31 protein-coding genes are annotated in these 22,390 nt (G+C 61.9%); 27 read left to right on the plus strand and 4 right to left on the minus strand.

Annotated features, from left to right (window positions below; genetic code table 11):
* The 24 genes from rplP to truA all read left to right on the plus strand — a co-directional run.
* Window positions 1-343 (plus strand): 50S ribosomal protein L16 (rplP, locus tag ASU23_RS25705; protein WP_082661476.1); only part of this gene is annotated, 343 nt, incomplete at its 5' end.
* Window positions 343-579 (plus strand): 50S ribosomal protein L29, encoded by a 237-nt coding sequence (gene rpmC, locus ASU23_RS25710; RefSeq protein WP_003940734.1) that lies wholly within the window; start codon window positions 343-345, stop codon window positions 577-579. The genes rplP and rpmC, both read left to right, overlap by 1 nt.
* Complete coding sequence (gene rpsQ / locus ASU23_RS25715; RefSeq protein ID WP_003941020.1) at window positions 576-857, plus strand: 30S ribosomal protein S17; 282 nt, start codon at window positions 576-578, stop codon at window positions 855-857. The genes rpmC and rpsQ overlap by 4 nt, the downstream gene beginning before the upstream one ends.
* Window positions 858-1,203: 346 nt before the next feature.
* Window positions 1,204-1,572 carry a 50S ribosomal protein L14 gene (gene rplN / locus ASU23_RS25720; RefSeq protein ID WP_003940951.1) on the plus strand — a complete coding sequence of 123 codons (369 nt, stop codon included), beginning with the start codon at window positions 1,204-1,206 and terminating at the stop codon, window positions 1,570-1,572.
* Window positions 1,572-1,889 (plus strand): 50S ribosomal protein L24, encoded by a 318-nt coding sequence (gene rplX, locus ASU23_RS25725; protein ID WP_003941019.1) that lies wholly within the window; start codon window positions 1,572-1,574, stop codon window positions 1,887-1,889. Before rplN ends, rplX begins: the two co-directional genes overlap by 1 nt.
* A 1-nt stretch (window position 1,890) precedes the next feature.
* The gene (gene rplE, locus ASU23_RS25730) at window positions 1,891-2,457 is read left to right on the plus strand and encodes a 50S ribosomal protein L5 (RefSeq protein ID WP_003940924.1); all 567 of its coding nucleotides are present in this window, start codon (window positions 1,891-1,893) and stop codon (window positions 2,455-2,457) included.
* A gap of 4 nt (window positions 2,458-2,461) precedes the next feature.
* Window positions 2,462-2,647 (plus strand): type Z 30S ribosomal protein S14, encoded by a 186-nt coding sequence (locus ASU23_RS25735; protein WP_003940698.1) that lies wholly within the window; start codon window positions 2,462-2,464, stop codon window positions 2,645-2,647.
* Window positions 2,648-3,098: 451 nt separating this feature from the next.
* Entirely contained in the window at window positions 3,099-3,497 is a 399-nt protein-coding gene (rpsH, locus tag ASU23_RS25745) for a 30S ribosomal protein S8 (RefSeq protein WP_003940873.1), read from the plus strand.
* 14 nt (window positions 3,498-3,511) lie between these two features.
* On the plus strand, window positions 3,512-4,051 hold the full coding sequence (gene rplF, locus ASU23_RS25750) for a 50S ribosomal protein L6 (RefSeq protein WP_003940970.1): 540 nt from the start codon (window positions 3,512-3,514) through the stop codon (window positions 4,049-4,051).
* A 1-nt stretch (window position 4,052) separates the two neighbouring features.
* Entirely contained in the window at window positions 4,053-4,460 is a 408-nt protein-coding gene (gene rplR / locus ASU23_RS25755) for a 50S ribosomal protein L18 (protein WP_003940996.1), read from the plus strand.
* Between the two features lie 31 nt (window positions 4,461-4,491).
* On the plus strand, window positions 4,492-5,163 hold the full coding sequence (gene rpsE / locus ASU23_RS25760) for a 30S ribosomal protein S5 (RefSeq protein WP_003940718.1): 672 nt from the start codon (window positions 4,492-4,494) through the stop codon (window positions 5,161-5,163).
* Entirely contained in the window at window positions 5,163-5,342 is a 180-nt protein-coding gene (gene rpmD, locus ASU23_RS25765; protein ID WP_003940751.1) for a 50S ribosomal protein L30, read from the plus strand. Before rpsE ends, rpmD begins: the two co-directional genes overlap by 1 nt.
* Before the next feature lie 2 nt (window positions 5,343-5,344).
* Window positions 5,345-5,788, plus strand: a complete 444-nt coding sequence (gene rplO, locus ASU23_RS25770) for a 50S ribosomal protein L15 (RefSeq protein ID WP_003940829.1) — start codon at window positions 5,345-5,347, stop codon at window positions 5,786-5,788.
* 276 nt (window positions 5,789-6,064) lie between these two features.
* Window positions 6,065-7,384, plus strand: coding sequence for a preprotein translocase subunit SecY (gene secY / locus ASU23_RS25775; RefSeq protein ID WP_003940773.1), 1,320 nt, complete (start codon window positions 6,065-6,067; stop codon window positions 7,382-7,384).
* On the plus strand, window positions 7,381-7,926 hold the full coding sequence (locus ASU23_RS25780) for an adenylate kinase (RefSeq protein WP_003940868.1): 546 nt from the start codon (window positions 7,381-7,383) through the stop codon (window positions 7,924-7,926). Before secY ends, ASU23_RS25780 begins: the two co-directional genes overlap by 4 nt.
* Window positions 7,926-8,723 carry a type I methionyl aminopeptidase gene (gene map, locus ASU23_RS25785; RefSeq protein WP_003940806.1) on the plus strand — a complete coding sequence of 266 codons (798 nt, stop codon included), beginning with the start codon at window positions 7,926-7,928 and terminating at the stop codon, window positions 8,721-8,723. Before ASU23_RS25780 ends, map begins: the two co-directional genes overlap by 1 nt.
* A gap of 313 nt (window positions 8,724-9,036) precedes the next feature.
* The gene (infA, locus tag ASU23_RS25790; RefSeq protein ID WP_003418601.1) at window positions 9,037-9,258 is read left to right on the plus strand and encodes a translation initiation factor IF-1; all 222 of its coding nucleotides are present in this window, start codon (window positions 9,037-9,039) and stop codon (window positions 9,256-9,258) included.
* A 90-nt stretch (window positions 9,259-9,348) separates the two neighbouring features.
* Window positions 9,349-9,462, plus strand: a complete 114-nt coding sequence (gene rpmJ / locus ASU23_RS33605) for a 50S ribosomal protein L36 (protein ID WP_003938068.1) — start codon at window positions 9,349-9,351, stop codon at window positions 9,460-9,462.
* A gap of 250 nt (window positions 9,463-9,712) precedes the next feature.
* Window positions 9,713-10,087, plus strand: coding sequence for a 30S ribosomal protein S13 (gene rpsM, locus ASU23_RS25800; protein WP_003940834.1), 375 nt, complete (start codon window positions 9,713-9,715; stop codon window positions 10,085-10,087).
* Complete coding sequence (gene rpsK / locus ASU23_RS25805) at window positions 10,087-10,500, plus strand: 30S ribosomal protein S11 (RefSeq protein ID WP_003940683.1); 414 nt, start codon at window positions 10,087-10,089, stop codon at window positions 10,498-10,500. Before rpsM ends, rpsK begins: the two co-directional genes overlap by 1 nt.
* 22 nt (window positions 10,501-10,522) lie before the next feature.
* Window positions 10,523-11,128: a 30S ribosomal protein S4 gene (gene rpsD / locus ASU23_RS25810; RefSeq protein WP_003940769.1), complete on the plus strand. Its 606-nt coding sequence runs from the start codon at window positions 10,523-10,525 to the stop codon at window positions 11,126-11,128.
* Between the two features lie 120 nt (window positions 11,129-11,248).
* Window positions 11,249-12,310 (plus strand): DNA-directed RNA polymerase subunit alpha, encoded by a 1,062-nt coding sequence (locus ASU23_RS25815; RefSeq protein ID WP_003941016.1) that lies wholly within the window; start codon window positions 11,249-11,251, stop codon window positions 12,308-12,310.
* Between the two features lie 29 nt (window positions 12,311-12,339).
* Window positions 12,340-12,897: a 50S ribosomal protein L17 gene (rplQ, locus tag ASU23_RS25820; protein ID WP_003940748.1), complete on the plus strand. Its 558-nt coding sequence runs from the start codon at window positions 12,340-12,342 to the stop codon at window positions 12,895-12,897.
* Between the two features lie 6 nt (window positions 12,898-12,903).
* Window positions 12,904-13,788 (plus strand): tRNA pseudouridine(38-40) synthase TruA, encoded by an 885-nt coding sequence (gene truA / locus ASU23_RS25825; protein WP_058039013.1) that lies wholly within the window; start codon window positions 12,904-12,906, stop codon window positions 13,786-13,788.
* A 57-nt stretch (window positions 13,789-13,845) separates the two neighbouring features.
* Here the strand turns inward: truA and ASU23_RS25830 are convergent, their stop codons facing one another.
* Window positions 13,846-14,988, minus strand: coding sequence for an acyl-CoA dehydrogenase family protein (locus ASU23_RS25830; RefSeq protein WP_007728582.1), 1,143 nt, complete (start codon window positions 14,986-14,988; stop codon window positions 13,846-13,848).
* Between the two features lie 57 nt (window positions 14,989-15,045).
* On the opposite strand from ASU23_RS25830, the gene ASU23_RS25835 reads away from it, so the two are divergent.
* Both ASU23_RS25835 and ASU23_RS25840 read left to right on the plus strand, forming a co-directional pair.
* Complete coding sequence (locus tag ASU23_RS25835) at window positions 15,046-15,624, plus strand: TetR/AcrR family transcriptional regulator (RefSeq protein ID WP_007728583.1); 579 nt, start codon at window positions 15,046-15,048, stop codon at window positions 15,622-15,624.
* A 22-nt stretch (window positions 15,625-15,646) separates the two neighbouring features.
* The gene (locus ASU23_RS25840) at window positions 15,647-16,204 is read left to right on the plus strand and encodes an NADPH-dependent FMN reductase (protein WP_003940967.1); all 558 of its coding nucleotides are present in this window, start codon (window positions 15,647-15,649) and stop codon (window positions 16,202-16,204) included.
* 16 nt (window positions 16,205-16,220) lie between these two features.
* On the opposite strand, the gene eccE is transcribed toward ASU23_RS25840, so the two are convergent.
* Window positions 16,221-17,861 (minus strand): type VII secretion protein EccE, encoded by a 1,641-nt coding sequence (gene eccE / locus ASU23_RS25845; RefSeq protein WP_058039014.1) that lies wholly within the window; start codon window positions 17,859-17,861, stop codon window positions 16,221-16,223.
* A 97-nt stretch (window positions 17,862-17,958) separates the two neighbouring features.
* On the opposite strand from eccE, the gene eccB reads away from it, so the two are divergent.
* Window positions 17,959-19,425, plus strand: coding sequence for a type VII secretion protein EccB (eccB, locus tag ASU23_RS25850; protein WP_082661477.1), 1,467 nt, complete (start codon window positions 17,959-17,961; stop codon window positions 19,423-19,425).
* A 14-nt stretch (window positions 19,426-19,439) separates the two neighbouring features.
* On the opposite strand, the gene mycP is transcribed toward eccB, so the two are convergent.
* The gene (mycP, locus tag ASU23_RS25855; RefSeq protein WP_058039015.1) at window positions 19,440-20,852 is read right to left on the minus strand and encodes a type VII secretion-associated serine protease mycosin; all 1,413 of its coding nucleotides are present in this window, start codon (window positions 20,850-20,852) and stop codon (window positions 19,440-19,442) included.
* A gap of 14 nt (window positions 20,853-20,866) precedes the next feature.
* Window positions 20,867-22,333: a type VII secretion integral membrane protein EccD gene (gene eccD / locus ASU23_RS25860; RefSeq protein WP_050655863.1), complete on the minus strand. Its 1,467-nt coding sequence runs from the start codon at window positions 22,331-22,333 to the stop codon at window positions 20,867-20,869.
* Window positions 22,334-22,390 lie beyond the last annotated feature (57 nt).

Here is a 22,390-nt window from a genome sequence, read left to right on the forward strand (position 1 = left end):
CCAGGTGACCTTCGGTGACTACGGCATCCAGGCTCTCGAGCCTGCCTACATCACCAACCGGCAGATCGAGTCCGCTCGTATCGCCATGACTCGGCACATCAAGCGTGGCGGCAAGATCTGGATCAACATCTTCCCGGATCGCCCCCTCACGAAGAAGCCGGCCGAAACCCGAATGGGTTCCGGTAAGGGTTCGCCCGAGTGGTGGATTGCCAACGTCAAGCCCGGACGCGTTCTGTTCGAGATGACATACCCCAACGAGGAGATTGCTCGTGAGGCCCTGCGCCGCGCGATGCACAAGCTCCCGTGCAAGTGCCGGATCGTGACCAGAGAGGAGCAGTTCTGATGGCTACTGGAACCCCAGCAGCAGAGCTCCGCGAGCTCAGTGAAGACGAGCTGGTCACCCGGCTCCGTGAGTCGAAGGAAGAGCTTTTCAACCTTCGTTTCCAGATGGCTACCGGCCAGATGGACAACAACCGACGACTGCGCACCGTTCGTCACGAGATCGCGCGCATCTACACCGTCCTGCGTGAGCGTGAGCTCGGACTCGCTGTGGGTCCGGATGCAGGTGACGCGGCATGAGTGAGGAAAAAGCAGTGAGCACAGAAGAGCGCGCGAGCCGTAAGGTCCGTGTCGGATACGTCGTGTCCGACAAGATGGAAAAGACGATCGTGGTCGAGCTCGAAGACCGCGTCAAGCACAAGCTCTACGGCAAGATCATCCGCCGTACGACCAAGGTGAAGGCGCACGACGAGAACGGCGTTGCCGGCGTCGGCGACCGCGTTCAGCTGATGGAAACCCGTCCGCTGTCCGCGACGAAGCACTGGCGTCTGGTCGAGGTCCTCGAAAAGGCCAAGTAAGCCTGATCGAATCCTCGAGCTGATCGAGTATCACCGAATGGCCCGCTTCCCCTTGGGGGAGTGGGCCATTCGGCTTTCCGGGGGCTTTCGGGGCTTTCCGGGCGAAGGGTTCGAGTTGCGTCGAGTACGGCTGATTTGGTATTCGGTGAACCCTTCCCTACAATAGAACGGTTGCCTGTGGCAGAGGTGTGTCTTCACGTGCGCAGCTCGAACGGTGCTTGCAGTGATCGTCTCCCGACGTCAGTCGGTGGGACTGCAGCTCAGACACGACGCAGGTGGCAACAATGACCGCGCGCACCGGGTCGGTAATCCGTTGCGCACGAAATTCCAGGTCTAGGGAGATCAAGTGATTCAGCAGGAGTCGCGAGTTCGCGTCGCTGATAACACGGGTGCCAAGGAAATCCTTTGCATCCGCGTTCTCGGCGGTTCGTCACGTCGCTACGCCGGGATCGGTGACGTCATCGTCGCCACCGTCAAGGACGCAATCCCCGGTGGAAACATCAAGAAGGGTGAGGTCGTCAAGGCCGTCATCGTTCGCACGACCAAGGAGCGCCGTCGTCCGGACGGTTCCTACATCAAGTTCGACGAGAACGCTGCAGTGCTCATCAAGGCTGACAGTGATCCCCGTGGAACCCGCATCTTCGGACCCGTCGGCCGTGAGCTGCGCGAGAAGAAGTTCATGAAGATCGTTTCGCTTGCCCCGGAGGTGCTGTGATGAAGGTGCACAAGGGTGACACCGTTCTGGTCATCGCCGGCAAGGACAAGGGCGCGAAGGGCAAGGTCATTCAGGCCTACCCCGCGACCGACAAAGTCCTCGTCGAAGGCGTGAACCGAATCAAGAAGCACACCGCGGTTTCCGCGAACGAGCGCGGAGCATCCTCCGGCGGCATCGTCACGCAGGAAGCCCCGATCCACGTTTCCAACGTTGCAGTCGTCGACTCGGACGGAAACCCCACCCGCGTGGGCTACCGCACCGACGAAGAGTCCGGCAAGCGCGTTCGGATTTCCCGGAAGAACGGGAAGGACATCTGACATGACCTCCACCGAAAACAAGGTCCAGCCGCGCCTCAAGGCACGCTACCGCGCTGAGATCAAGGACGCGCTCAACAGCGAGTTCGACTACTCGAACGTCATGCAGATCCCCGGCGTCGTCAAGGTTGTCGTCAACATGGGCGTCGGCGACGCCGCCCGTGACGCCAAGCTGATCAACGGCGCTGTCCATGACCTGTCGCTGATCACGGGCCAGAAGCCCGAGATCCGCAAGGCACGTAAGTCCATCGCGCAGTTCAAGCTCCGCGAAGGTATGCCCATCGGTGCACGCGTCACCCTCCGTGGTGACCGCATGTGGGAGTTCCTGGACCGCCTCGTGTCTGTCGCTCTGCCCCGTATCCGCGACTTCCGCGGTCTCTCGGGCAACCAGTTCGACGGCAACGGCAACTACACGTTCGGCCTCAACGAGCAGTCGATGTTCCACGAGATCGACGTGGACAAGATCGATCGCCCCCGCGGCATGGACATCACCGTCGTGACCACCGCAACCAACAACGAAGAAGGCCGTGCACTGCTCAAGCACCTCGGCTTCCCGTTCAAGGAGAACTGAGCGCATGGCTAAGAAGGCATTGGTCAACAAGGCCAACAAGAAGCCCAAGTTCGCGGTTCGCGCCTACACCCGCTGCCAGCGGTGCGGTCGCCCGCACTCGGTGTTCCGCAAGTTCGGCTTGTGCCGTATCTGCGTTCGCGAGATGGCTCACGCCGGCGAGCTTCCCGGAGTTCGCAAGAGCTCTTGGTGATCTGAGGCCCTCGGGCTTCGTCACACCACGCATGTGAATGGGCGTGGGTTCCTTTGGAACCCACGCCCATTCGTGGTTTTCATCGAGATGTGAATCGTGCCGATCCTGAAAAGAACTGCCCCGCTGCGACTCTGGTTGAAAGCGATCATCGTTCGTCGGTGTCGTTCTTCGGTGCCGAACGAGCAGTTCAGATTTCGGGGTGCGTCGATAGCTTCCCGATCGCAACCTTCGGGCGGCAGTGGGGGAGGCGACATGGGATCCCGGTGGACACCTGCGCCAAAGTTCCCTACACTAGAGCGGTTGCCGTGGCTGACGCATGCGTTCAGCTCGGTGCGGTAACTTACGCCGTCTGACACAAGTCGGACGGCCCAGCCGAATTGCTGGAGGCCCACGATCGGATTCGTCCGGTGTTGCATGGGAACCACAGCGAGAAAGGTGTCGAGGTCGACCTATGACCATGACTGACCCCATCGCAGACTTCTTGACGCGTCTGCGCAACGCCAACACGGCGTACCACGATGAGGTGAAGCTTCCCCACTCGAAGATCAAGGCGAACATCGCCGAGATCCTCAAGCGCGAGGGCTACATCTCCGATTTCCGTACCGAAGACGCAGAGGTCGGCAAGACCCTCATCGTCGATCTGAAGTACGGTCCCAGCCGCGAGCGTAGCCTCGCCGGCGTGCGTCGCGTTTCCAAGCCCGGTCTCCGGGTTTACGCGAAGTCCACCAACCTGCCCAAGGTCCTCGGAGGCCTCGGCGTGGCCATCATCTCCACGTCGTCCGGTCTGCTCACCGATCGCCAGGCGGCCAATCAAGGAGTAGGCGGGGAAGTCCTCGCCTACGTCTGGTAAGGGAGGCCACCACAATGTCGCGTATTGGAAAGATTCCGGTCACCGTCCCCGCGGGCGTTGACGTCACGATCAGCGGCCAGGATGTCACCGTCAAGGGTCCCAAGGGCACCCTCGCGCTGACCATCTCCGAGCCCATCGCAATCGAAAAGGCAGAGGACGGCTCGCTGAGCGTCACGCGCCCCGACGACGAGCGTCGTAGCCGCGCGCTGCACGGTCTGTCGCGGACCCTGGTTGCGAACATCATCACCGGTGTCACCGAGGGTTACACGAAGAAGATGGAGATCCACGGTGTTGGTTACCGTGTGGCACTGAAGGGCAAGGACCTCGAGTTCGCGCTCGGCTTCAGCCACCCGGTGCCGATCGAGGCTCCTGAAGGCATCACCTTCGTCGTCGAGTCGCCCACCCGGTTCTCGGTGTCCGGCATCGACAAGCAGAAGGTCGGGCAGATCTCGGCCAACATCCGTCGTCTCCGTCGTCCGGACCCGTACAAGGGTAAGGGCGTGCGTTACGAGGGTGAGCAGATCCGCCGCAAGGTCGGAAAGACGGGTAAGTGATATGAGCCAGACTGCAAACCAGAAAGCCAAGCGGATTCCGCTGGGCAAGGATGCGTCCACCAAGCGTCGTCTCTCGAAGACGCGTCGTCACTTCCGTCTCCGCAAGAAGGTCTCCGGCACGCCCGAGCGTCCCCGCTTGGTCGTCAACCGGTCCTCGCGCCACATCCACGTCCAGCTCGTGGACGACCTGGCCGGCCACACCCTGGCCTCCGCGTCGACCATCGAAGCAGACGTGCGCGTGGCAGAAGGCGACAAGAAGGCTGCGAGCGCGAAGGTCGGTCAGCTGATCGCCGAGCGCGCCAAGGCTGCCGGCGTGGAAGCAGTTGTCTTCGACCACGGCGGACACGGCTACCACGGTCGCATCGCGGCCCTGGCAGACGCGGCTCGCGAAGGCGGGTTGAAGTTCTGATGACCAACATTTTCAACGGAAGGACAGCCTGATGCCGGGACGTCAAAGGCGTGACGGCGGAAGCGGACCCGCCGGACAGAATGGCCCCAACAGCGGTGACAACAGCAACGCTCGTGGGGACAACCGTGGTGGCGGCCGTGACCGTCGCGACGGTGGCCGTGGCGGAAACGCTGCGGAGAAGTCACAGTTCATCGAGCGCGTTGTCACGATCAACCGCGTTTCCAAGGTCGTCAAGGGTGGTCGTCGCTTCAGCTTCACCGCTCTGGTGATCGTCGGAGACGGCAACGGACTGGTCGGCGTCGGCTACGGAAAGGCCAAGGAAGTTCCCGCGGCCATCCAGAAGGGTGTCGAGGAGGCTCGCAAGAGCTTCTTCCGCGTCCCGATGATCGCCAACACCATCACTCACCCCGTTCAGGGTGAGGCTGCTGCCGGCATCGTCATGCTTCGCCCGGCAAGCCCCGGTACCGGTGTTATCGCCGGTGGCGCTGTGCGCGCCGTGCTGGAGTGCGCTGGTATCGCGGACATCCTGTCGAAGTCGCTCGGTAGCGACAACGCCATCAACGTCGTGCATGCGACCGTTGCTGCGCTCAAGGGTCTGCAGCGTCCCGAGGAAGTTGCGGCTCGCCGCGGCCTCACCCTCGAAGAGGTTGCACCCGCCGGCATGCTTCGCGCTCGCGCACAGGCTGCTGGGAGTGTGAAGTAATGGCAGATCTCAAGGTCACTCAGATCAAGAGCATCATCGGGACCAAGCAGAACCAGAAGGATTCTCTGCGCACGCTGGGTCTCAAGGGCATCCGTCAGACCGTTGTTCGTGAGGACAACGCACAGAACCGCGGTCTGATCAACGTGGTGCGCCACCTCGTAACAGTTGAGGAGGTCTAACCATGACCATCAAACTGCACCACCTGCGCCCCGCTCCGGGATCCAAGTCCAACAAGATTCGTGTTGGACGCGGTGAGGGCGGCAAGCGTGGTAAGACCGCAGGTCGCGGTACCAAGGGCACCAAGGCACGTAACACCGTGCGCGTGGGCTTCGAGGGTGGACAGATGCCGCTTCACATGCGTCTGCCCAAGCTCAAGGGCTTCACGAACCCGTTCCGCGTCGAGTACCAGGTCGTCAATGTCGGCGACATCGCCCGTCTGTTCCCCGAAGGTGGAGCAATCACGGTCGAGGATCTCGTCGCCAAGGGCGCAGTCCGCAAGAACCAGCTCGTCAAGGTTCTGGGCGACGGCGAACTGACAGTTGCCGTTCAGGTGACCGTCGACAAGTTCACCGGTTCCGCCAAGGAAAAGATTGCTGCTGCCGGTGGTTCCGCCACCGAGCTGTGAGTGATCACGCGTAGCTAGTCCGATGGCCGCAGCGCAGCGTTTGCTGCGGTGCGGCCATCGGCGTCTACGAGGTCGTGTCACAGGTACGAGGTCGTGTCACAGATTGGTCGTGCATGCTCGGACGGGCCAGTATTCTGGTCACCGAGTGGCAAATGTATCTTCGGCTTACCCGGTTTTCGTGGTCTGCCCGCCTAGTTCCCAAATGCTCACTGTTAGAGTTCAAAAGTTCGACAGGTCAAAACGATCTGTCTCCCTACCGTCGTGCCAGGAGGATCTTTGCTTTCCGCCTTCGTCTCGGCCCTCAGGACCCCAGACCTGAGGCGGAAGATCCTCTTCACCCTCGGCTTGGTGGCTCTGTATCGGGTCGGCGCTCTCATCCCGTCCCCAGGTGTCGACTACGGCCGTGTGCGTCAGTGCATCGATATCGCCAACTCCGGTGACTCAGCAGGTATCTACTCGCTGATCAACCTGTTCTCCGGCGGCGCTCTGCTGCAGATGTCGATCTTTGCGATCGGCATCATGCCGTACATCACGGCGAGCATCATCGTGCAGCTCCTGACCGTGGTGATTCCGAAGTTCGAGGAACTTCGGAAAGAAGGCCAGTCCGGCCAGGCCAAGATGACGCAGTACACGCGTTACCTGTCCATTGCTCTGGCAATCCTGCAGTCGACCGGCATCGTCGCTCTTGCGGCACGCGGACAGTTGCTCCAGGGCTGTGACGACATCATCGCCGACAAGTCGATCTTCGGACTTGTCATCATCGTGCTGGTCATGACTGCCGGTGCTGCCATGGTCATGTGGTTCGGCGAGGTCATCACCGAACGTGGCGTCGGCAACGGTATGTCCCTCCTCATCTTCGCCGGTATCGCATCGCGTATCCCGAGCGAGGGCAAGGCAATCCTCGACAGCCGTGGTCCGCTGGTCTTCGCCTTCGTCTGCCTCGCAGCGCTGCTGATCATCGCCGGTGTCGTCTTCGTCGAGCAGGGTCAGCGTCGTATCCCGGTGCAGTACGCGAAGCGGATGGTCGGACGCAAGATGTACGGCGGATCCTCGACGTACCTGCCTCTGAAGGTGAACCAGGCCGGCGTCATCCCGGTGATCTTCGCGTCTTCACTGCTGTACCTCCCGAACTTGATTGCACAGCTGACTTCGGCCAGTACAGCGGTCGACCCCAGTTGGTGGCAGCGCCTCATCAACACCTACCTGGTGAATCCGGCCAACCCGGTGTACATCGCGATCTACTTCGGCCTGATCGTCTTCTTCACGTACTTCTACGTCGCCATCACCTTCAATCCCGAAGAGCGCGCCGACGAGATGAAGAAGTTCGGCGGCTTCATCCCCGGTATCCGACCCGGTCAGCCGACCGCGGACTACCTCAACTACGTGCTGAGTCGCATCACCCTTCCGGGTGCGATTTACCTCGGCACCATTGCTGTTCTGCCCAACCTGTTCCTCGACATCGGGAATGGCGGCGGCGCGCAGAACCTGCCGTTCGGTGGCACCGCGGTGCTGATCATGGTCAGCGTCGGCCTGGACACCGTGAAGCAGATCGAGAGTCAGCTAATGCAGCGTAACTATGAAGGGTTCCTCAAGTGAGACTTGTCCTCCTTGGTCCTCCCGGTGCCGGCAAGGGCACCCAGGCCGCTATCTTGTCCGAGAAGTTCGGCGTTCCCCATATCTCCACGGGTGATCTCTTCCGCGCGAACATCGGTCAGGCCACCGCTCTCGGTGTGGAAGCAAAGAAGTACATCGACGCCGGCGAACTCGTACCGAGCTCGATCACCAACGACATGGTGAAGGCTCGCGTCGCAGAACCGGACGCAGCAAACGGTTTCCTTCTCGACGGATTTCCGCGCTCGGTCGAACAGGCTCAGGCACTCGAGGGAATCTTGAAGGATCTCGACACCAAGCTCGACGGTGTCCTCTCCTTCGTCGTCGACGAGGACATCGTGGTCGAGCGTATGCTCGCCCGTGGTCGTGCAGACGACACCGAGGACGTCATTCGCAACCGACTCCGGGTCTACCGCGACGAGACGTCACCGCTGTTCGATTACTACAAGGACAGCATCGTCTCCGTCGACGCGATCGGCGAGGTCGAAGAGGTCAACGCTCGCGCACTGGCAGCGTTGGGTAAGTAATGGTCTTCGGGCGCAAACGCAAGGTTGTTCCGTTCCGCTCCGCGGGCGAACTCGACGCGATGGCTGCTGCCGGCGCGATCGTGGGTTCGGCTCTGGTGGCGGTTCGCGCTGCGGCGAAGCCCGGTGTCAGCACTTTGGAATTGAACGCGGTCGCTGAATCCGTCATTCGTGACGCCGGCGCCGTGCCCTCGTTCCTCGGGTACCACGGCTTCACCGGCTCGATCTGCTCTTCGGTCAACGATCGCGTCGTTCACGGAATCCCTTCAGCTCAGGACATCCTGGCTGAAGGCGACCTGGTTTCCATCGACTGTGGCGCGATCCTCGACGGATGGCACGGTGACTCCGCTTGGACGTTCGGTGTCGGTGAGATCAGCGTCGCCGATCAGGAGCTCAGCGAAGCCACTCGGCTTTCCATGGAAGCCGGGATCGCGGCAATGATCGCCGGCAACCGTCTGACGGATGTTTCGCACGCGATCGAGGTCGGTACTCATGCCGCCGAGAAGTTGCACGGTCGTTCCTACGGCATCGTCGACGGATACGGCGGACACGGAATCGGCCGGGAAATGCACATGGATCCGTTCCTCGCCAATGAAGGTGCCCCGGGTAAGGGTCCTGAACTGGTTGTCGGATCGTGCCTGGCGATTGAGCCGATGCTCACGCTCGGCACCACCGACACGGTGATTCTCGACGACGACTGGACCGTTGTGACGACCGACGGGTCCCGTGCGGCGCACTGGGAACACACTGTCGCAGTGACCGAAGACGGTCCGCGGATTCTGACACTCCGGCCGGAGTAGTCGACACAGTCGCTGACAAGTGTTGGCAGCGAGCATGATTCACGTTCGAGAAGTCCCAGCCTCATTTCGAGGCTGGGACTTTTTCGATGGGGGAGCGGTGTGCGTCGTCACCCTGACCGGAGGCGCATTTGGCCTGGTCGTTTACATCGCGTAACATGGCTAGGCGGTGCGCTATGCGCGTCGATAGTTCGTGTGCCTACGCCCGGATCGCTCCGGGATCGGGCTTTCGAACTGCCGACGATCTTTCCATTGCGTGCCAATGTAACGGAAGCCGATGCACGAAGCATGCCAAACCAAACGGATCGCGGAGGATATGGCTAAGAAAGACGGGGCCATCGAGGTCGAAGGACGAGTAGTCGAGCCGCTGCCCAATGCGATGTTCCGCATTGAGCTCGAGAATGGCCACAAGGTCCTCGCCCACATCAGCGGAAAGATGCGTCAGCACTACATTCGCATCCTCCCGGAAGATCGCGTTGTCGTAGAGCTCTCGCCCTACGATTTGTCGCGCGGACGCATCGTTTACCGCTACAAGTAACGAACTTCCCGGACCTGACCTGGGTCAGGGAGAAGTATGTCTGCCGCGGTTCATCGCGGCAGGCTGCGACAAAACAGGAGATCAGAAGACGTGAAGGTTCAGCCGAGCGTCAAGAAGATCTGCGAGAAGTGCAAAGTGATTCGCCGTAACGGTCGAGTCATGGTGATCTGCGAGAACCTGCGTCACAAGCAGCGTCAGGGCTAGATCTAGCTTTTCGAAGATCTGCTTGGCAACAAGCAAAGAAGACCTCCCAGTACCAGCCATTGTTGACGAGACCCCACGCGATCGTTCACCGATCGCCAAGGTCGGACAATGGTTCACCCCCGGCACGGAGGCCGGGGCCCCACTGAGTTAGTTGATGAGATCATCTGCGCCTTCGGGCGTCGGTACTCGGCAAGAGGCACAGGGGAAGGGCTGGGAGCAGACCTCCGCACACCGATAAGGAAATGCCAACATGGCACGTCTCTCTGGTGTTGATCTTCCTCGCGAAAAGCGCATGGAGATCGCACTGACATACATCTACGGCATCGGCCGTACCCGCTCCAAGGAAATCCTTGACGCCACCGGCGTCAGCCCGGATCTCCGGAGCAAGGACCTCTCGGACGAGGACCTGGCAAAGCTCCGCGAGTACATCGAGGAGTCGCTCAAGGTCGAGGGTGACCTTCGCCGCGAGGTTCAGGCCGACATCCGTCGCAAGATCGAGATCGGCTGCTACCAGGGCCTGCGCCACCGTCGTGGTCTGCCCGTGCGTGGTCAGCGCACCAAGACCAACGCCCGTACCCGTAAGGGTCCGAAGCGCACCATTGCCGGCAAGAAGAAGGCGAAGTAATGCCCCCGAAGTCACGTAGCACCGGTCCGAAGAAGACCCAGAAGACGCGTCGCAGGGATAAGAAGAACATCCCGCACGGCGCCGCTCACATCAAGAGCACCTTCAACAACACCATCGTGTCCATCACGGACCCCGCCGGAAATGTCATTTCCTGGGCGTCTTCGGGACACGTCGGCTTCAAGGGTTCGCGTAAGTCGACTCCCTTCGCCGCTCAGCTTGCTGCTGAGAGCGCTGCCCGTAAGGCGCAGGAGCACGGTGTCAAGAAGGTTGACGTCTTCGTCAAGGGACCGGGATCCGGTCGCGAGACCGCAATCCGTTCCCTCCAGGCCGCTGGCCTCGAGGTCGGCACCATTTCCGATGTAACCCCCCAGCCGCACAACGGCTGCCGTCCGCCCAAGCGGCGTCGGGTATAGCGGGAAGGATAGGTAGAAGAAAATGGCACGTTATACCGGACCCATCACCCGCAAGTCGCGTCGTCTGCGCGTCGACCTCGTTGGAGGCGACCAGGCATTCGAGCGTCGCCCGTACCCGCCCGGACAGCACGGCCGCGCGCGTATCAAGGAGAGCGAGTACCTGCTCCAGCTGCAGGAGAAGCAGAAGGCTCGCTTCACCTACGGCGTCATGGAGAAGCAGTTCCGCCTGTACTACAAGGAGGCGAACAACCGCCCCGGCAAGACCGGCGAGAACCTGCTTCGCATCCTCGAGTCGCGTCTCGACAACGTCGTGTACCGCGCAGGCCTCGCTCGCACGCGCCGTCAGGCACGTCAGCTGGTCACGCACGGTCACCTTCTCGTGAACAACAAGAAGGTCGACATCCCGAGCTACCGCGTCTCGCAGTACGACATCATCGATGTCAAGGAGAAGTCGCTCTCCACGCTTCCGTTCCAGGTTGCGCGTGAGACCGTCGGCGATCGCCCGGTTCCCGGGTGGCTGCAGGTTGTCGGCTCGCGTCTGCGGATCCTGGTTCACCAGCTTCCCGAGCGCGCGCAGATCGACATCGCTCTGCAGGAACAGCTCATCGTCGAGTACTACTCGAAGTAAGGCGCTTCGCACCCCGTGAGTGGTTGACGAGTCTCCGGACTCCTCAACCACTCACAGGGCCGCAGGCCCTTTCCCATCGTGGGCGTCAAATAGTGGACGTCCGTACAGGAGGAAATACCAATGCTCATTTCTCAGCGACCCACGCTGACCGAAGAGGTCATCGCTGATAACCGCTCGAAGTTCGTCATCGAGCCCCTGGAGCCAGGTTTCGGGTACACGCTCGGCAATTCGCTGCGCCGCACGCTGCTCTCGTCGATCCCCGGCGCTGCTGTCACCAGCATCCGTATCGACGGCGTTCTCCACGAGTTCACCACCGTCCCGGGCGTGAAGGAAGATGTCACCGACATCATCCTGAACCTCAAGGGCCTCGTCGTGAACTCCGAAGAGGACGAGCCGGTCACCATGTACGTCCGCAAGCAGGGCCCCGGCGCTGTTACTGCGGGCGACATCGTGCCCCCGGCAGGCGTCACCGTGAACAACCCTGATCTGCACATCGCCACCCTGAACGACAAGGGAAAGCTGGAGATCGAGCTCGTAGTCGAGCGCGGTCGTGGCTATGTCCCCGCCGTTCAGAACAAGGCGTCCGGCGCAGAGATCGGCCGTATCCCGGTCGACTCGATCTACTCGCCGGTGCTCAAGGTCACCTACAAGGTGGAGGCCACTCGCGTCGAACAGCGCACCGACTTCGATCGGCTCGTTCTCGACGTGGAAACGAAGAACTCCATCACCGCACGGGACGCGCTCGCTTCGGCGGGCAAGACCCTGGTTGAGCTCTTCGGCCTGGCCCGTGAGCTGAACGTCGAAGCAGAAGGAATCGAGATCGGACCCTCGCCTGCCGAGGCCGATCACATCGCTTCCTTCGGACTCCCCATCGAGGATCTGGACCTCACGGTCCGCTCCTACAACTGCCTCAAGCGCGAAGGTGTTCACACCGTCGGTGAGCTTGTCGGCCGTACCGAGTCCGATCTGCTCGACATCCGCAACTTCGGACAGAAGTCCATCGACGAGGTCAAGGTCAAGCTGCATTCGCTCGGCCTGTCCCTCAAGGACAGCCCCGCATCCTTCGATCCCACCACCGTTGCCGGCTACGACGCCGCCACCGGAACATGGAGTGACACTGATGCCGGTTCCTTCGGCGATGCCGAAGGTACCGAGGACTACGCCGAGACCGAACAGCTGTAGCAGCTCAGGTCCTTTACTAGGAGATCATCATGCCCAAGCCCAAGAAGGGTGCCCGCTTCGGCGGGTCGGCTTCCCACCAGAAGGCGATTTTCGCCAATCTGGCTACCGCGCTCTTCGAGCACGGTCGCATCACCACCACCGAGTCCAAGGCCAAGGCACTGCGCCCCTACGCCGAGAAGCTCGTCACGCACGCGAAGGCCGGCACGCTGGCTCACCGTCGTGAGGTGCTGAAGGTCATCCGCAACAAGGATGTCGTTCACACCCTGTTCGCCGAGATCGGCCCGTTCTACGCGGACCGTAACGGTGGATACACCCGCATTATCAAGACGATCCCCCGCAAGGGTGATAACGCTCCGATGGCAATCATCGAGCTCGTCAAGGAAAAGACCGTCACCTCCGAGGCTGACCGCGCTCGTCGCGTCAAGTCCTCGCAGGAAGCTCCCGCCGCAGAGAACGTCGTCGAGGCCGTAGAGGCCGACGCGACCGAGGCTGAGGTCGAGAACGCTGACGCAGTCGTCGAGGCCATCGAGAACGAGACCGCAACTGCGGCCGACGCTCCCGAGGCCGAAGAGGCCAAGAAGGACTAGTCTCCCTTGGTTTCGGCACACGCTGAATCGAACGAGCCCGCCGCCCCCACCGGGGACGGCGGGCTCGTTCGATTGCGGCTCGACATCTCCTACGACGGCACCGACTTCTCGGGTTGGGCCCGCCAGACCGATCTGCGCACCGTGTGCGGTGAGATCGAAGACAAGTTGGGAACGGTGCTTCGACGCCCGGTTCAGTTGACCGTTGCCGGTCGAACCGACGCCGGTGTCCACGCCACCGGTCAGGTAGCGCACGTCGACGTTCCGGGAGAGTTGCTCCCGGACGATCCGTCTCGACTCGTGCGCAGACTTGCACGATTTCTGCCCAAGGACGTTCGGGTCAAACAGATATCGGTGGTTCCGGGTGACTTCGATGCGCGCTTCTCCGTGATGCGACGTTATTACGAGTACCGGGTGACCAACGCGGCGTTCGGAGTGGAACCACTACGCGCACGCGACACCGTCTCGTATCCCAAACCACTCGATCTCGGAGCGATGCAGGATGCGTCGAATCGGCTGCTGGGTCTGCACAACTTCGCGGCATTCTGCAAGCGTCGAGAAGGCGCTACGACGGTGCGGGAGCTGCAGCGTTTCGACTGGACCCAAGTGGGCACGGTGTTCACGGCCTACGTGAATGCTGACGCATTCTGCTGGTCGATGGTTCGCAGTCTCGTCGGCGCAGTCCTCTCCGTCGGTGAGGGACGGCGCACCGCCGACTGGGTGGCAGGGTTGCTCGACGAAACGTCGCGATCCAGTTCCATCCTCGTTGCTCCGGCGCACGGACTTTCGTTGGTCCGCGTGGACTACCCCGACTACTCGGAACTGGCTGCCCGCAACGCGATTACCCGTGAGACCCGCGAGATTCCGTCTTCGGGTGGATGCTGCGGCGACTGAACATCACCATGCAAAATGCCCTCCCACTCTGTGTGGGAGGGCATTCGTATCGGGGGGCTATCCCGCCAGTTGGCGCGCGATGACCAATCGCTGAATCTGGTTGGTGCCCTCGAAGATCTGCGTGATCTTGGCCTCGCGCATGTAGCGCTCGACGGGGAAGTCCTGGGTGTATCCGTACCCGCCGAATACCTGAACGGCGTCGGTGGTGACCTTCATTGCCGCGTCGGTGGCCACGAGCTTGGCGACGCTCGCGTTGCGTGAATACGGAACTCCGGCGTCGCGGCGGCGGGCTGCATCGAGGTAGGTGGCTCGCGCGGAGTCGACTGCGGCAGCCATGTCCGCGAGCACGAAACCGAGTCCCTGGTGATCGATGATCCGCTTGCCGAATGCCTTGCGCTCCTTCGCGTAAGCGACCGCGTCGTCGAGCGCGCCTTGAGCGATTCCGACGGCAACGGCAGCGATTCCGAGTCGGCCGGAGTCGAGAGCGCTGAAGGCAATCGGCAGCCCCTGGCCGCGCTGACCGATCAATCGCTCCTCAGGAATGAAGGCGTCGTCGTAGTTCGCGGAGGCAGTGGGAACCGCGCGTAGCCCCATCTTCTCTTCGGGTTTTCCGAAGCTGAGGCCTTCGGTGTCCTTGTCCACCAGGAGGCAGGAGACGCCGCGTGAACCGTCGTCACTGGTGCGTGCGAAGAGGTTGTAGAAGTCCGCCTTGCCGCCGTTGGTGATCCAGGCTTTCGAACCGTTGACGCGGTAGCCACCGTCGGTGGGCGTCGCCTTGCACGACAACGCGGCGGCGTCGGATCCGGCCTGCGCTTCGGAAAGGCTGTACGCGCCGATGGTGTTGCCGCCCAGCATGTCCGGTAGCCAGCGGTTCTTCTGTTCGTCGGTGCCGAAGGTGAACAGCGGGAAGCACGACAGGCTGTGCACGCTCACCGCCACTGCAACCGCTGCCCAGCGTGAGGCGATCTCTTCGAGCACTTGGAGATACACCTCGTACGGCTGATCGCCGCCGCCGAACTCCTCGGGATACGGAAGGCTCAGCAGACCCGCCTGTCCGAGTGCGGGGAACACTCCGTCTGGATACTTCTCGGCCTTCTCGTATTCGTTGACCTTGGGCGCGAGTACCTTGTCCGCGACATCACGCGTCAGTTCGATGAGATCGCGAGCTTCTTGGCTGGGCATCAGGCGTTCGACGGGCACGGTCGGCTCCTAGCTAGGTAATAGTACTGAGAACGATACTGCAGTACTGTCGTAGGTATGGCAAGGCTGGTTCACAAGACGACTGCGCGCAGGGCAGAGTTGTTCGATCAACTGGTCGAACTGTTCTTGAGCGAGGGTTTCGCCCACCTCACGCTCGACGAGATCTCAGCTCGTCTGCACTGCTCCAAGAGCACCTTGTACACCGTGGCGGCCGGCAAAGAGGATCTGGTGCGGGCTGTGACAGTGCACTTCTTCCGGGCGGCGACCGATGCAGTGGAGAGTGCAGTCGCCGCCGAAACGGCCCCGCCTCGTCGAGTCGCGGTGTATCTCGAAGCAGTGGGTGATCGGCTGTCCGCGGCGTCCAGTCAGTTCATGGAAGACCTGGCCGAATCGGTGTCGGCGAGCCAGGTCTACGAGAAGAACACGTCGATCGCTGCTGATCGTGTGCGATCGCTCATCGTCGAGGGAGTCGATTCGGGCGCCTTCCGGCAGGTACACGCATCATTTGTCGCCGATGCCGCTGCGGCGACGATGGTTCGGATCCAGCAACGCGCGGTCTACCGGGCAACTGGTCTGGATGATGCCAGCGCTTATCGGGAACTGGCAGCACTCATCACGGACGGGATCACTGCGTGATCAGTCGCTAGCATCGACGTTCATGGCACCTTTGAACGTCGAAGTCATCGTAGGTTCGGTCCGCGAGGGGCGAATGGGACGAGCAGTGGCGGACTGGTTTGTCGAGCGCGCAACCGCGAACCCGTCGTGGAACGTATCGGTGATCGACCTCAGAGAGCTGTCGTTGCCCCAGGATTTCTCGGATTCACCTGCCACGGAGGTTTTCCGCCGGCGAATCGGGCGCGCCGACGCTGTTGTCGCCGTGACCTCCGAATACAACCACGGGTATCCGGCTGCTCTCAAGACCGCATTCGATTCGGTGAAACACGAGTGGCGTGCCAAGCCGATCGGATTCGTGTCCTACGGCGGGATTTCAGGTGGTGTTCGGGCCGTCGAGCAACTGAGGCAAGTGGTTGCGGAGTTGCACATGGTCTCGGTGCGTCAAAGCGTGACCATCCACCGGGTGCGTAAGCAATTCGGACACGAGCCGTACGGCGTCGATTCGATTGCGATCGATGCAAGCGAGAAGATGATTCGTGAATTGGATTGGTGGGGAAGCGGATTGCGGATGCAACGTGCAAGTGATCCCTATCCCGGTTGATCTTGGACATACGCGATCACGCCATCTGGTGAGCGTCGCCGGCTCGTGGACGGCCGATGAACGATGTCTCGGAAGCGATGGTCACCAGAGTCAGGTCGACGCGTGTACGGCCGGTTTCGACCGTGATCTTGTCACCGAGTGCGAATGGCTGGACTATCGAGATTTCAGGGTCGACCCGAGGCCATTGGCGTGGATGTCCGTACACATAGATTGCGGTCACGCCGGCACGCGGAGATAACCCCTCGACGCCGTCGAATACGACAGTGTTGAAGGCGCCCTCAGGCCCACCGCCCTGCCCGGACACGCGGAGTCGGTCAGGCACTCCCATCGAGTCGGTGAGCGCGGTCCACGCTTGAGGTCGATCGGTGTGGACGAGTACCAGTGCGCCGGTCGCGATGGCTCGAAAGATCAACTGCTGAGCCAGATAGAGTTCGCCGGCGACAAGAACGGTGTTGACGCCCGGCCCCGAAATTCTGGCCGCGACACCGTGCCCGTTTCCGTCCGAGCCGATGAGTTGGCCGCACCCGGCAAGGGGTAGAGCGAGTGAGTCGAGTGTGCCCCCGTCCATGCGAACGCCCGGCGTGATGCCGTCCAGCGCGGCCAATGCGGTTGGCAAGTTGGTCAGCAATCCGTCGCGCTGGCGCCCACGTAGCGAGACCAAACCGGCCAGCGGTGCGTTCTCAGGTGGATTGCGCGTGGTGAAGCGACATGTCGCACTGACCTTCGCCTCTCCGCGTTGTCCGGTGGGTCGTAACCGAATTGTCACGGACGTCCCGACCGTTGCCACTGCCCACACTCGGGTCAGGGTCGCAGTGGTGATGAAACGGGGTTCGATCCCAAATCCGACGTTGGACACGCCAGGCAAGGGGGTACTTCGCCACGTTTCGGTGACCTCGTGGCCGGCCACTCCTCTTGTCACCTGGGCAGTGGACGACGCGATCTCCGGTGCGGTCAGGATCCGCGCCTTGCACCCCGCTGAATCGAGCACCCGGATGACACGATTGGCGGCAACAGCTATCGCGCGGCCGGCGCCCTGTTCGCCCCCGCCCCGGCGTTCGACTGCTGCACCACCCTCCAGTGCGTCGAAACGTAGTGCAAGCCAAACACTTCTGGTGGCGGTGGCTGGTAGTGGTCCGATGAGACGTTCGTAGACTTCGGTGGCAGGCGTTCCCGACGCGGCGCGGTATCCGTGACTGACGATGTCGATGCCGGTGAGTGAGATGTCGTGCTGATAGAGACAATTGGCGAGGGCTGCCGTGGGCAGAAGGTGGGAAGCGTCGAACGAATGACGGCCGATCCTGGTCAGGTAGTCGCGTGGGGGAGCGATCTCGACGACAGCGACGAGCGAAGATCCGTCCACTCGGAGCCCGATGGACTGCTCGGAGGGAGTGTGAAAACTGACGATCGTGCTGCGGTCGACGTCCTTGCGGTGCAGATAGCGAAAGTACCTGACAATCCAGGACATTACCGACCAACCGCCCACATGAAGCAGCATTGATCCGGCAACCACACAACCGATTGCCAGCGCCCAGAACCAATCGAGCCCACTGGCCATCGCGATTCCGCCCGCACCGATTCCGAAAATCTGTGCCGGCACGAACTCGCGCGTCGAAATCCTGTGTGACGACGGCCAATGCTTCAACCGCGATCGGTCCACGGTTCCTCCCCGATACCTGACCTGCGAACTACCCGAAAATTTCCGCCCCAGCGGAACTGTACTGTGTCTTCGCAAGGGGATGTAAGGCACGGGGGGAATGATGGCTGCGACACCTACCACGCGCTGGCAGGTCAACGGGTACCGATTCTTGGTCAGGCGGATGGAACATGCGCTGGTCAGACGAGACGTGCGGATGCTTCACGATCCGATGCGATCACATTCGCGCGCCTTCACCGTCGGAATAGTCCTCGCTGCACTGGGATTGGCGGGTTGCGCTGTACTCGCTCTGTTTCGGCCACAGGACAGAATCGGCGATGCAGAGATCGTCGTTGCAAAGGAATCGGGCGCGATGTTCGTCTCCATGGAGGGTACGTTTCGCCCTGTGCTGAACTTGGCCTCCGCACGACTGATTCTGGGTTCGCCAGGAAAACCGGCAATAGTCAAGGCATCCGAGGTCGAGGCGAAACCCCGGGGCGCGCTCGTCGGCATTCCCGGCGCACCGTCCGCGCTGCCGGAATCGGCCGACCCTACCAACGCCGCGTGGACGGTGTGCGATTCCGTCGGATCCGACGGGAGAAAATCGTTGACGACTTCGGTCCTGGTCGGCTCGTCCAATGTCGGCGAAAACACGACATATCTGACGAATGACCGTGCATTCCTGGTGAAGTCGGGTTCCGATCACTTTCTCGTGTACGACGGGAAGCGAGCGGAAATCGATGTGGACGATCCGGCGATCATGCGGGCTTTAGGCCTGGAAGGAGCACAGGCGCGACCGATCAGTATCGGATTCCTCAATTCGATTCCCGAAGTTCCGCGCATCGAGGCTCCGCGAATCCGCCAACTGGGATCGGCGCCCCGGTTTCCTCTGCAGAACAAGACTGTCGGCTCCGTCGTCCAGGTTTCGGTGGGTGCGGACCCGCAGTACTACGTGGTACTCGAGAACGGGATCCAGAAGATCGGTGCGGCGCTCGCCCAACTGATCTACTTCTCGGATTCGCAGGGCGCCACCGGGATCGCGAGCGTCACCCCTGATGCCATCAGTCGTATTCCCTCGGTGAGTGAGCTGGCCGTCGACTTGTTGCCGCGGGTGGTTCCGGAGATCGTCGATGATCACGGCGCACCTGTCGGCTGTCTGGAATGGGCTCCCCCACCTGCAGTCGAGGGCGGCGAAAGTAGTTCTGCAACGCTGAAACTTGTCGCTGGATTGCAGGTTCCGATCCCGGAGGGTGGCAAGTTGGTGTCCTTGGCGCAGGCGGACGGATCGGGTGACAATCTCGACAACGTCCATGTCGAACAGGGATTCGGCGGATTTGTTCAAGCGACCGGAATCGAGACGAACAGCACCAGGCACGACGGAGTGTTCTACGTAGCCGATACCGGTGTGAAGTACGGCGTACCGGACGAAACCTCCGCTCGCGCGCTCGGATTGACGCGAACGCCTGATCGCGCGCCTTGGCAGATTCTCGACCTGCTTGCATCAGGTCCCGCGCTCGAGAAGAGCAATGCACTGATAGCTCACGACGGAATCGCCCCCGATACAGCGCCGGCCGCTCCGGTGAACTGAACACTGCTGACGGTTCAGGGATCGATGTTCTGGCGTTCGGGAAGATGCCGACGAATTACTCGACGAAGAGGCATCGATGCCAACAGCGTCAGTAGGGCGAGGGTGCCGACCGTTCCGGCTCCGACGAGTGCCGTGTCGCGAGATCGGTTGTCGGGGGTCGGCGGCGTGGGTAGGGGATCGATCGACACCGACTGATGGTTGACCTTGACGCGTTCTCCTGGGGCCAATTCGCCCGTCACTGCCGCAAGTGGATCGATGACGCCGTGACCGACGTAGGGATTCCAACCCTGCGCCGGAGCGTGGGCGGTGGCTTCGATACGTTGCATGACCTGAAGCGCAGTCAGTTCCGGGTGAACCGACCGGACCAGTGCGGCGGTCGCCGCGACAAAGGGCGCAGCGAAACTGGTCCCGTTGAACGACTGTACGGCGCCGTCGGAGCCGTACACCCCGTTGGTCAGACCGGGCGACGTCGGGTGAAGTGAGGTGATTCCGGTGCCGGGCGCCGCCACGTCGACCCACGGACCGCCGAGGCTGAAGGAACTGGCGGCGCCATTGGGGTCTACCGACCCGACCGTGAGGACATAGTCGTCGTACCAAGCCGGACTGGCAATCGTCGCAACCGAGTTCCATGGATCGGCTAGGGGATCGACGGGATCCGGCGGCGGATTCTGGTTCTTGCAACCTCCGGATCCGACGTTACCTGCAGCTGCGACGACTACGACGTTCTTCGCGATCGTGGCGTATTCGATTGCAGCGCCGAGTCGTTGGTCGTTGATCCCGTCCCCGGCAGGCTTGCAGGCGACTTCGGAGATGTTGATGACGCTTGCACCCATGTCCGCAGCGTGACGGACGGCCGTTGCCATGGTGTCGACGTTTCCGTACCCGGATGAGTTCTCGGCTACAGCAGGGTCTTCGCGTTGGCCGGCCACCGAGAAGGCGGCACTGGACTGCCTGATCGAAATTATCTGTGCGTCCGGCGCAGCTCCGGAGAATCCGGAACCCTCGACTTGCTGGGCGGCGATGAGACCGGCCACGACAGTTCCGTGTGCGTCACAATCGTCGGTGCCGTCGGAGGTACCGACGTAATCACCGCCGCCGTCGAGCGACGGCAGCCGGGGATGTCTGCTGACACCGGTGTCGATGACAGCAATTCGCTGTCCTGCCCCTCTGGTGATCGGCCACACAGAATCGAATCCCAGATCTCGTTGAGAACGTGGAATGTCCGCATTGTCACCACCTGCCACGGCTGGGACGCACAGGGTTCGTTGTTCGGTGGGTTGTGGAGGTGCAGGCGGACTGTCCTCCGGCAGCACGGCAGGATCGATGGGGGAGGGAACCGCGCTCGATGCGCCACCTGCCCCGGCGAGAACGCTGAAGGCAACGATCACGAGACTGGCGCAGATGTTTGTTGCACGTCGAATCACCATCGATCACCGATCGCTCAGAGGCTACGCATGAGCGCGAAGAGGCCACTGACCCAGCAGATCAGCGGAACGATTGCTGCAATCGCAGCGAGGTCCAACAGCTCGGCAGCGCGTCGCATCACGGGGCTGAATGTGTTCTGGGGGGCAAGGATTCCCAGAACCAGTGCCAGGAGGAGAACGGTCATCGTGATGGCGAAGACGACCAATGCATGGTCGCGATGGGTCCATGCCATGTCGCCCAGGAGAACGAGAATCACCGAGATGCCTGCCGCGATGAGTGGCACAGCCTGCTGTGCGCCCGCGTAGGTGCGCCCGCGAAACATCAGCACGACGGCCGTCGCGAATGCGAGAGCAAGATTCGGCCAGACGATCCCCTGACCAGGCCAGGACCACGCGAGTGCGACGGCAGCGACGAGCGCGACCACTGACGTGGCCACGATCAGCCCAGTCAGATAGCTACGCGCCCGCCCTGCCCTTTCCGCCAACTCGGTCAGCCCGGGTAGTTCGGGTTCGGGCAGTCCGTCGCGGTCGTCGTCGAGGGGATTACTCGGCGTCGGAACAGGGGGAAGCGGTAGTCGCGCGAACAACATCGACAGTCGAGCGGTGAACGTGAGAACGATCAATGCGGCGGCAATCACCGCGCCGCTGACGGTCGCGGTGCGCGCCTCGGGAAGCGTGGTAGTGACGGCAAAGGTGCCCACCGCCGCGAGAAGGACGACGAGAAGTGCTGTGAAGACGGCTAATCCGGTGCCGCACAAGCGGAAGCAGATCAGAGTTACCGCAGCGGCAGATGCCGAACCGAGAAGCAGATGAGCCGAAAGAACAGTGCCGGGCACGCAGAGTGCGCCGGAGACGAACGCCAGTGGCACCGAAGCGCATCCGAGCGTGACGGAACTTCCAGAGTCTCCGTACACCCGCGCTGCCACGACGGCGGCGACGGTGAGCACCAAAGACGTCACTCCGCCGCAGACGGCGCCGATCAGTCCCGTGTCGCCGAGGACCAGGGCGAGGGCCGCGACGAGCGCAGCGACGAGGGCGGCGGTCGAGCCGACAATGCGCGCGGTGACCGGAGTCCAGCGTCGGTAGACGTCCGCATCCGTGGCCGCGACGGTGTACATGATGTCGTCGAAGAGTGGGGGCGGGGCAGCGGTGTCCGAGGCCTCGAGTACGAGCAATTCTCCATCGCGGATTCCGTGCTCGTGCAGCGACAGCGTCGGTGCCAGCGGTGCCCTGCCGACTTTCGACAGAGTCCAGTCGACGGGCTCGAATTGTTCGGTGGTGTGGTCGAACTCGTTGAAATTGCTGTGGTTGACAATTGTGTCCACAATGCCCGGAATGACCACGGTGAGTGGAACACGAAGCGGCACCGCAAGATCCACCTGCGAATGGGCTGAAAGTACCGTCAACCTGCACAGTTCGGCAGAATGACTCGCGCCTCGTCCGTTTCCGGTGTTCGCAGCGCTGGTTGTAGTGGTGCTGGTCAAGATCTGTCCCCTCCCATGACGCGATTCCCCCTTCGCGTCACCCCAGTTCACCCGAAC

The organism is Rhodococcus sp. KB6, assembly GCF_001445685.1.
In the GTDB taxonomy this organism is placed as follows: domain Bacteria; phylum Actinomycetota; class Actinomycetes; order Mycobacteriales; family Mycobacteriaceae; genus Rhodococcus_F; species Rhodococcus_F qingshengii.

Bases quoted from the DNA above. Each gene is read 5' to 3' on its own strand.
- rpmC (WP_003940734.1), top strand. From the start codon at position 343: ATGGCTACTGGAACCCCAGCAGCAGAGCTCCGCGAGCTCAGTGAAGAC.
- rpsQ (WP_003941020.1), top strand. From the start codon at position 576: ATGAGTGAGGAAAAAGCAGTGAGCACAGAAGAGCGCGCGAGCCGTAAG.
- rplX (WP_003941019.1), top strand. From the start codon at position 1,572: ATGAAGGTGCACAAGGGTGACACCGTTCTGGTCATCGCCGGCAAGGAC.
- rplE (WP_003940924.1), top strand. From the start codon at position 1,891: ATGACCTCCACCGAAAACAAGGTCCAGCCGCGCCTCAAGGCACGCTAC.
- ASU23_RS25735 (WP_003940698.1), top strand. From the start codon at position 2,462: ATGGCTAAGAAGGCATTGGTCAACAAGGCCAACAAGAAGCCCAAGTTC.
- rpsH (WP_003940873.1), top strand. From the start codon at position 3,099: ATGACCATGACTGACCCCATCGCAGACTTCTTGACGCGTCTGCGCAAC.
- rplF (WP_003940970.1), top strand. From the start codon at position 3,512: ATGTCGCGTATTGGAAAGATTCCGGTCACCGTCCCCGCGGGCGTTGAC.
- rplR (WP_003940996.1), top strand. From the start codon at position 4,053: ATGAGCCAGACTGCAAACCAGAAAGCCAAGCGGATTCCGCTGGGCAAG.
- rpsE (WP_003940718.1), top strand. From the start codon at position 4,492: ATGCCGGGACGTCAAAGGCGTGACGGCGGAAGCGGACCCGCCGGACAG.
- rpmD (WP_003940751.1), top strand. From the start codon at position 5,163: ATGGCAGATCTCAAGGTCACTCAGATCAAGAGCATCATCGGGACCAAG.
- rplO (WP_003940829.1), top strand. From the start codon at position 5,345: ATGACCATCAAACTGCACCACCTGCGCCCCGCTCCGGGATCCAAGTCC.
- map (WP_003940806.1), top strand. From the start codon at position 7,926: ATGGTCTTCGGGCGCAAACGCAAGGTTGTTCCGTTCCGCTCCGCGGGC.
- infA (WP_003418601.1), top strand. From the start codon at position 9,037: ATGGCTAAGAAAGACGGGGCCATCGAGGTCGAAGGACGAGTAGTCGAG.
- rpsM (WP_003940834.1), top strand. From the start codon at position 9,713: ATGGCACGTCTCTCTGGTGTTGATCTTCCTCGCGAAAAGCGCATGGAG.
- rpsK (WP_003940683.1), top strand. From the start codon at position 10,087: ATGCCCCCGAAGTCACGTAGCACCGGTCCGAAGAAGACCCAGAAGACG.
- rpsD (WP_003940769.1), top strand. From the start codon at position 10,523: ATGGCACGTTATACCGGACCCATCACCCGCAAGTCGCGTCGTCTGCGC.
- ASU23_RS25815 (WP_003941016.1), top strand. From the start codon at position 11,249: ATGCTCATTTCTCAGCGACCCACGCTGACCGAAGAGGTCATCGCTGAT.
- rplQ (WP_003940748.1), top strand. From the start codon at position 12,340: ATGCCCAAGCCCAAGAAGGGTGCCCGCTTCGGCGGGTCGGCTTCCCAC.
- ASU23_RS25835 (WP_007728583.1), top strand. From the start codon at position 15,046: ATGGCAAGGCTGGTTCACAAGACGACTGCGCGCAGGGCAGAGTTGTTC.
- ASU23_RS25840 (WP_003940967.1), top strand. From the start codon at position 15,647: ATGGCACCTTTGAACGTCGAAGTCATCGTAGGTTCGGTCCGCGAGGGG.
- eccB (WP_082661477.1), top strand. From the start codon at position 17,959: ATGATGGCTGCGACACCTACCACGCGCTGGCAGGTCAACGGGTACCGA.
- mycP (WP_058039015.1), bottom strand. From the start codon at position 20,852: ATGGTGATTCGACGTGCAACAAACATCTGCGCCAGTCTCGTGATCGTT.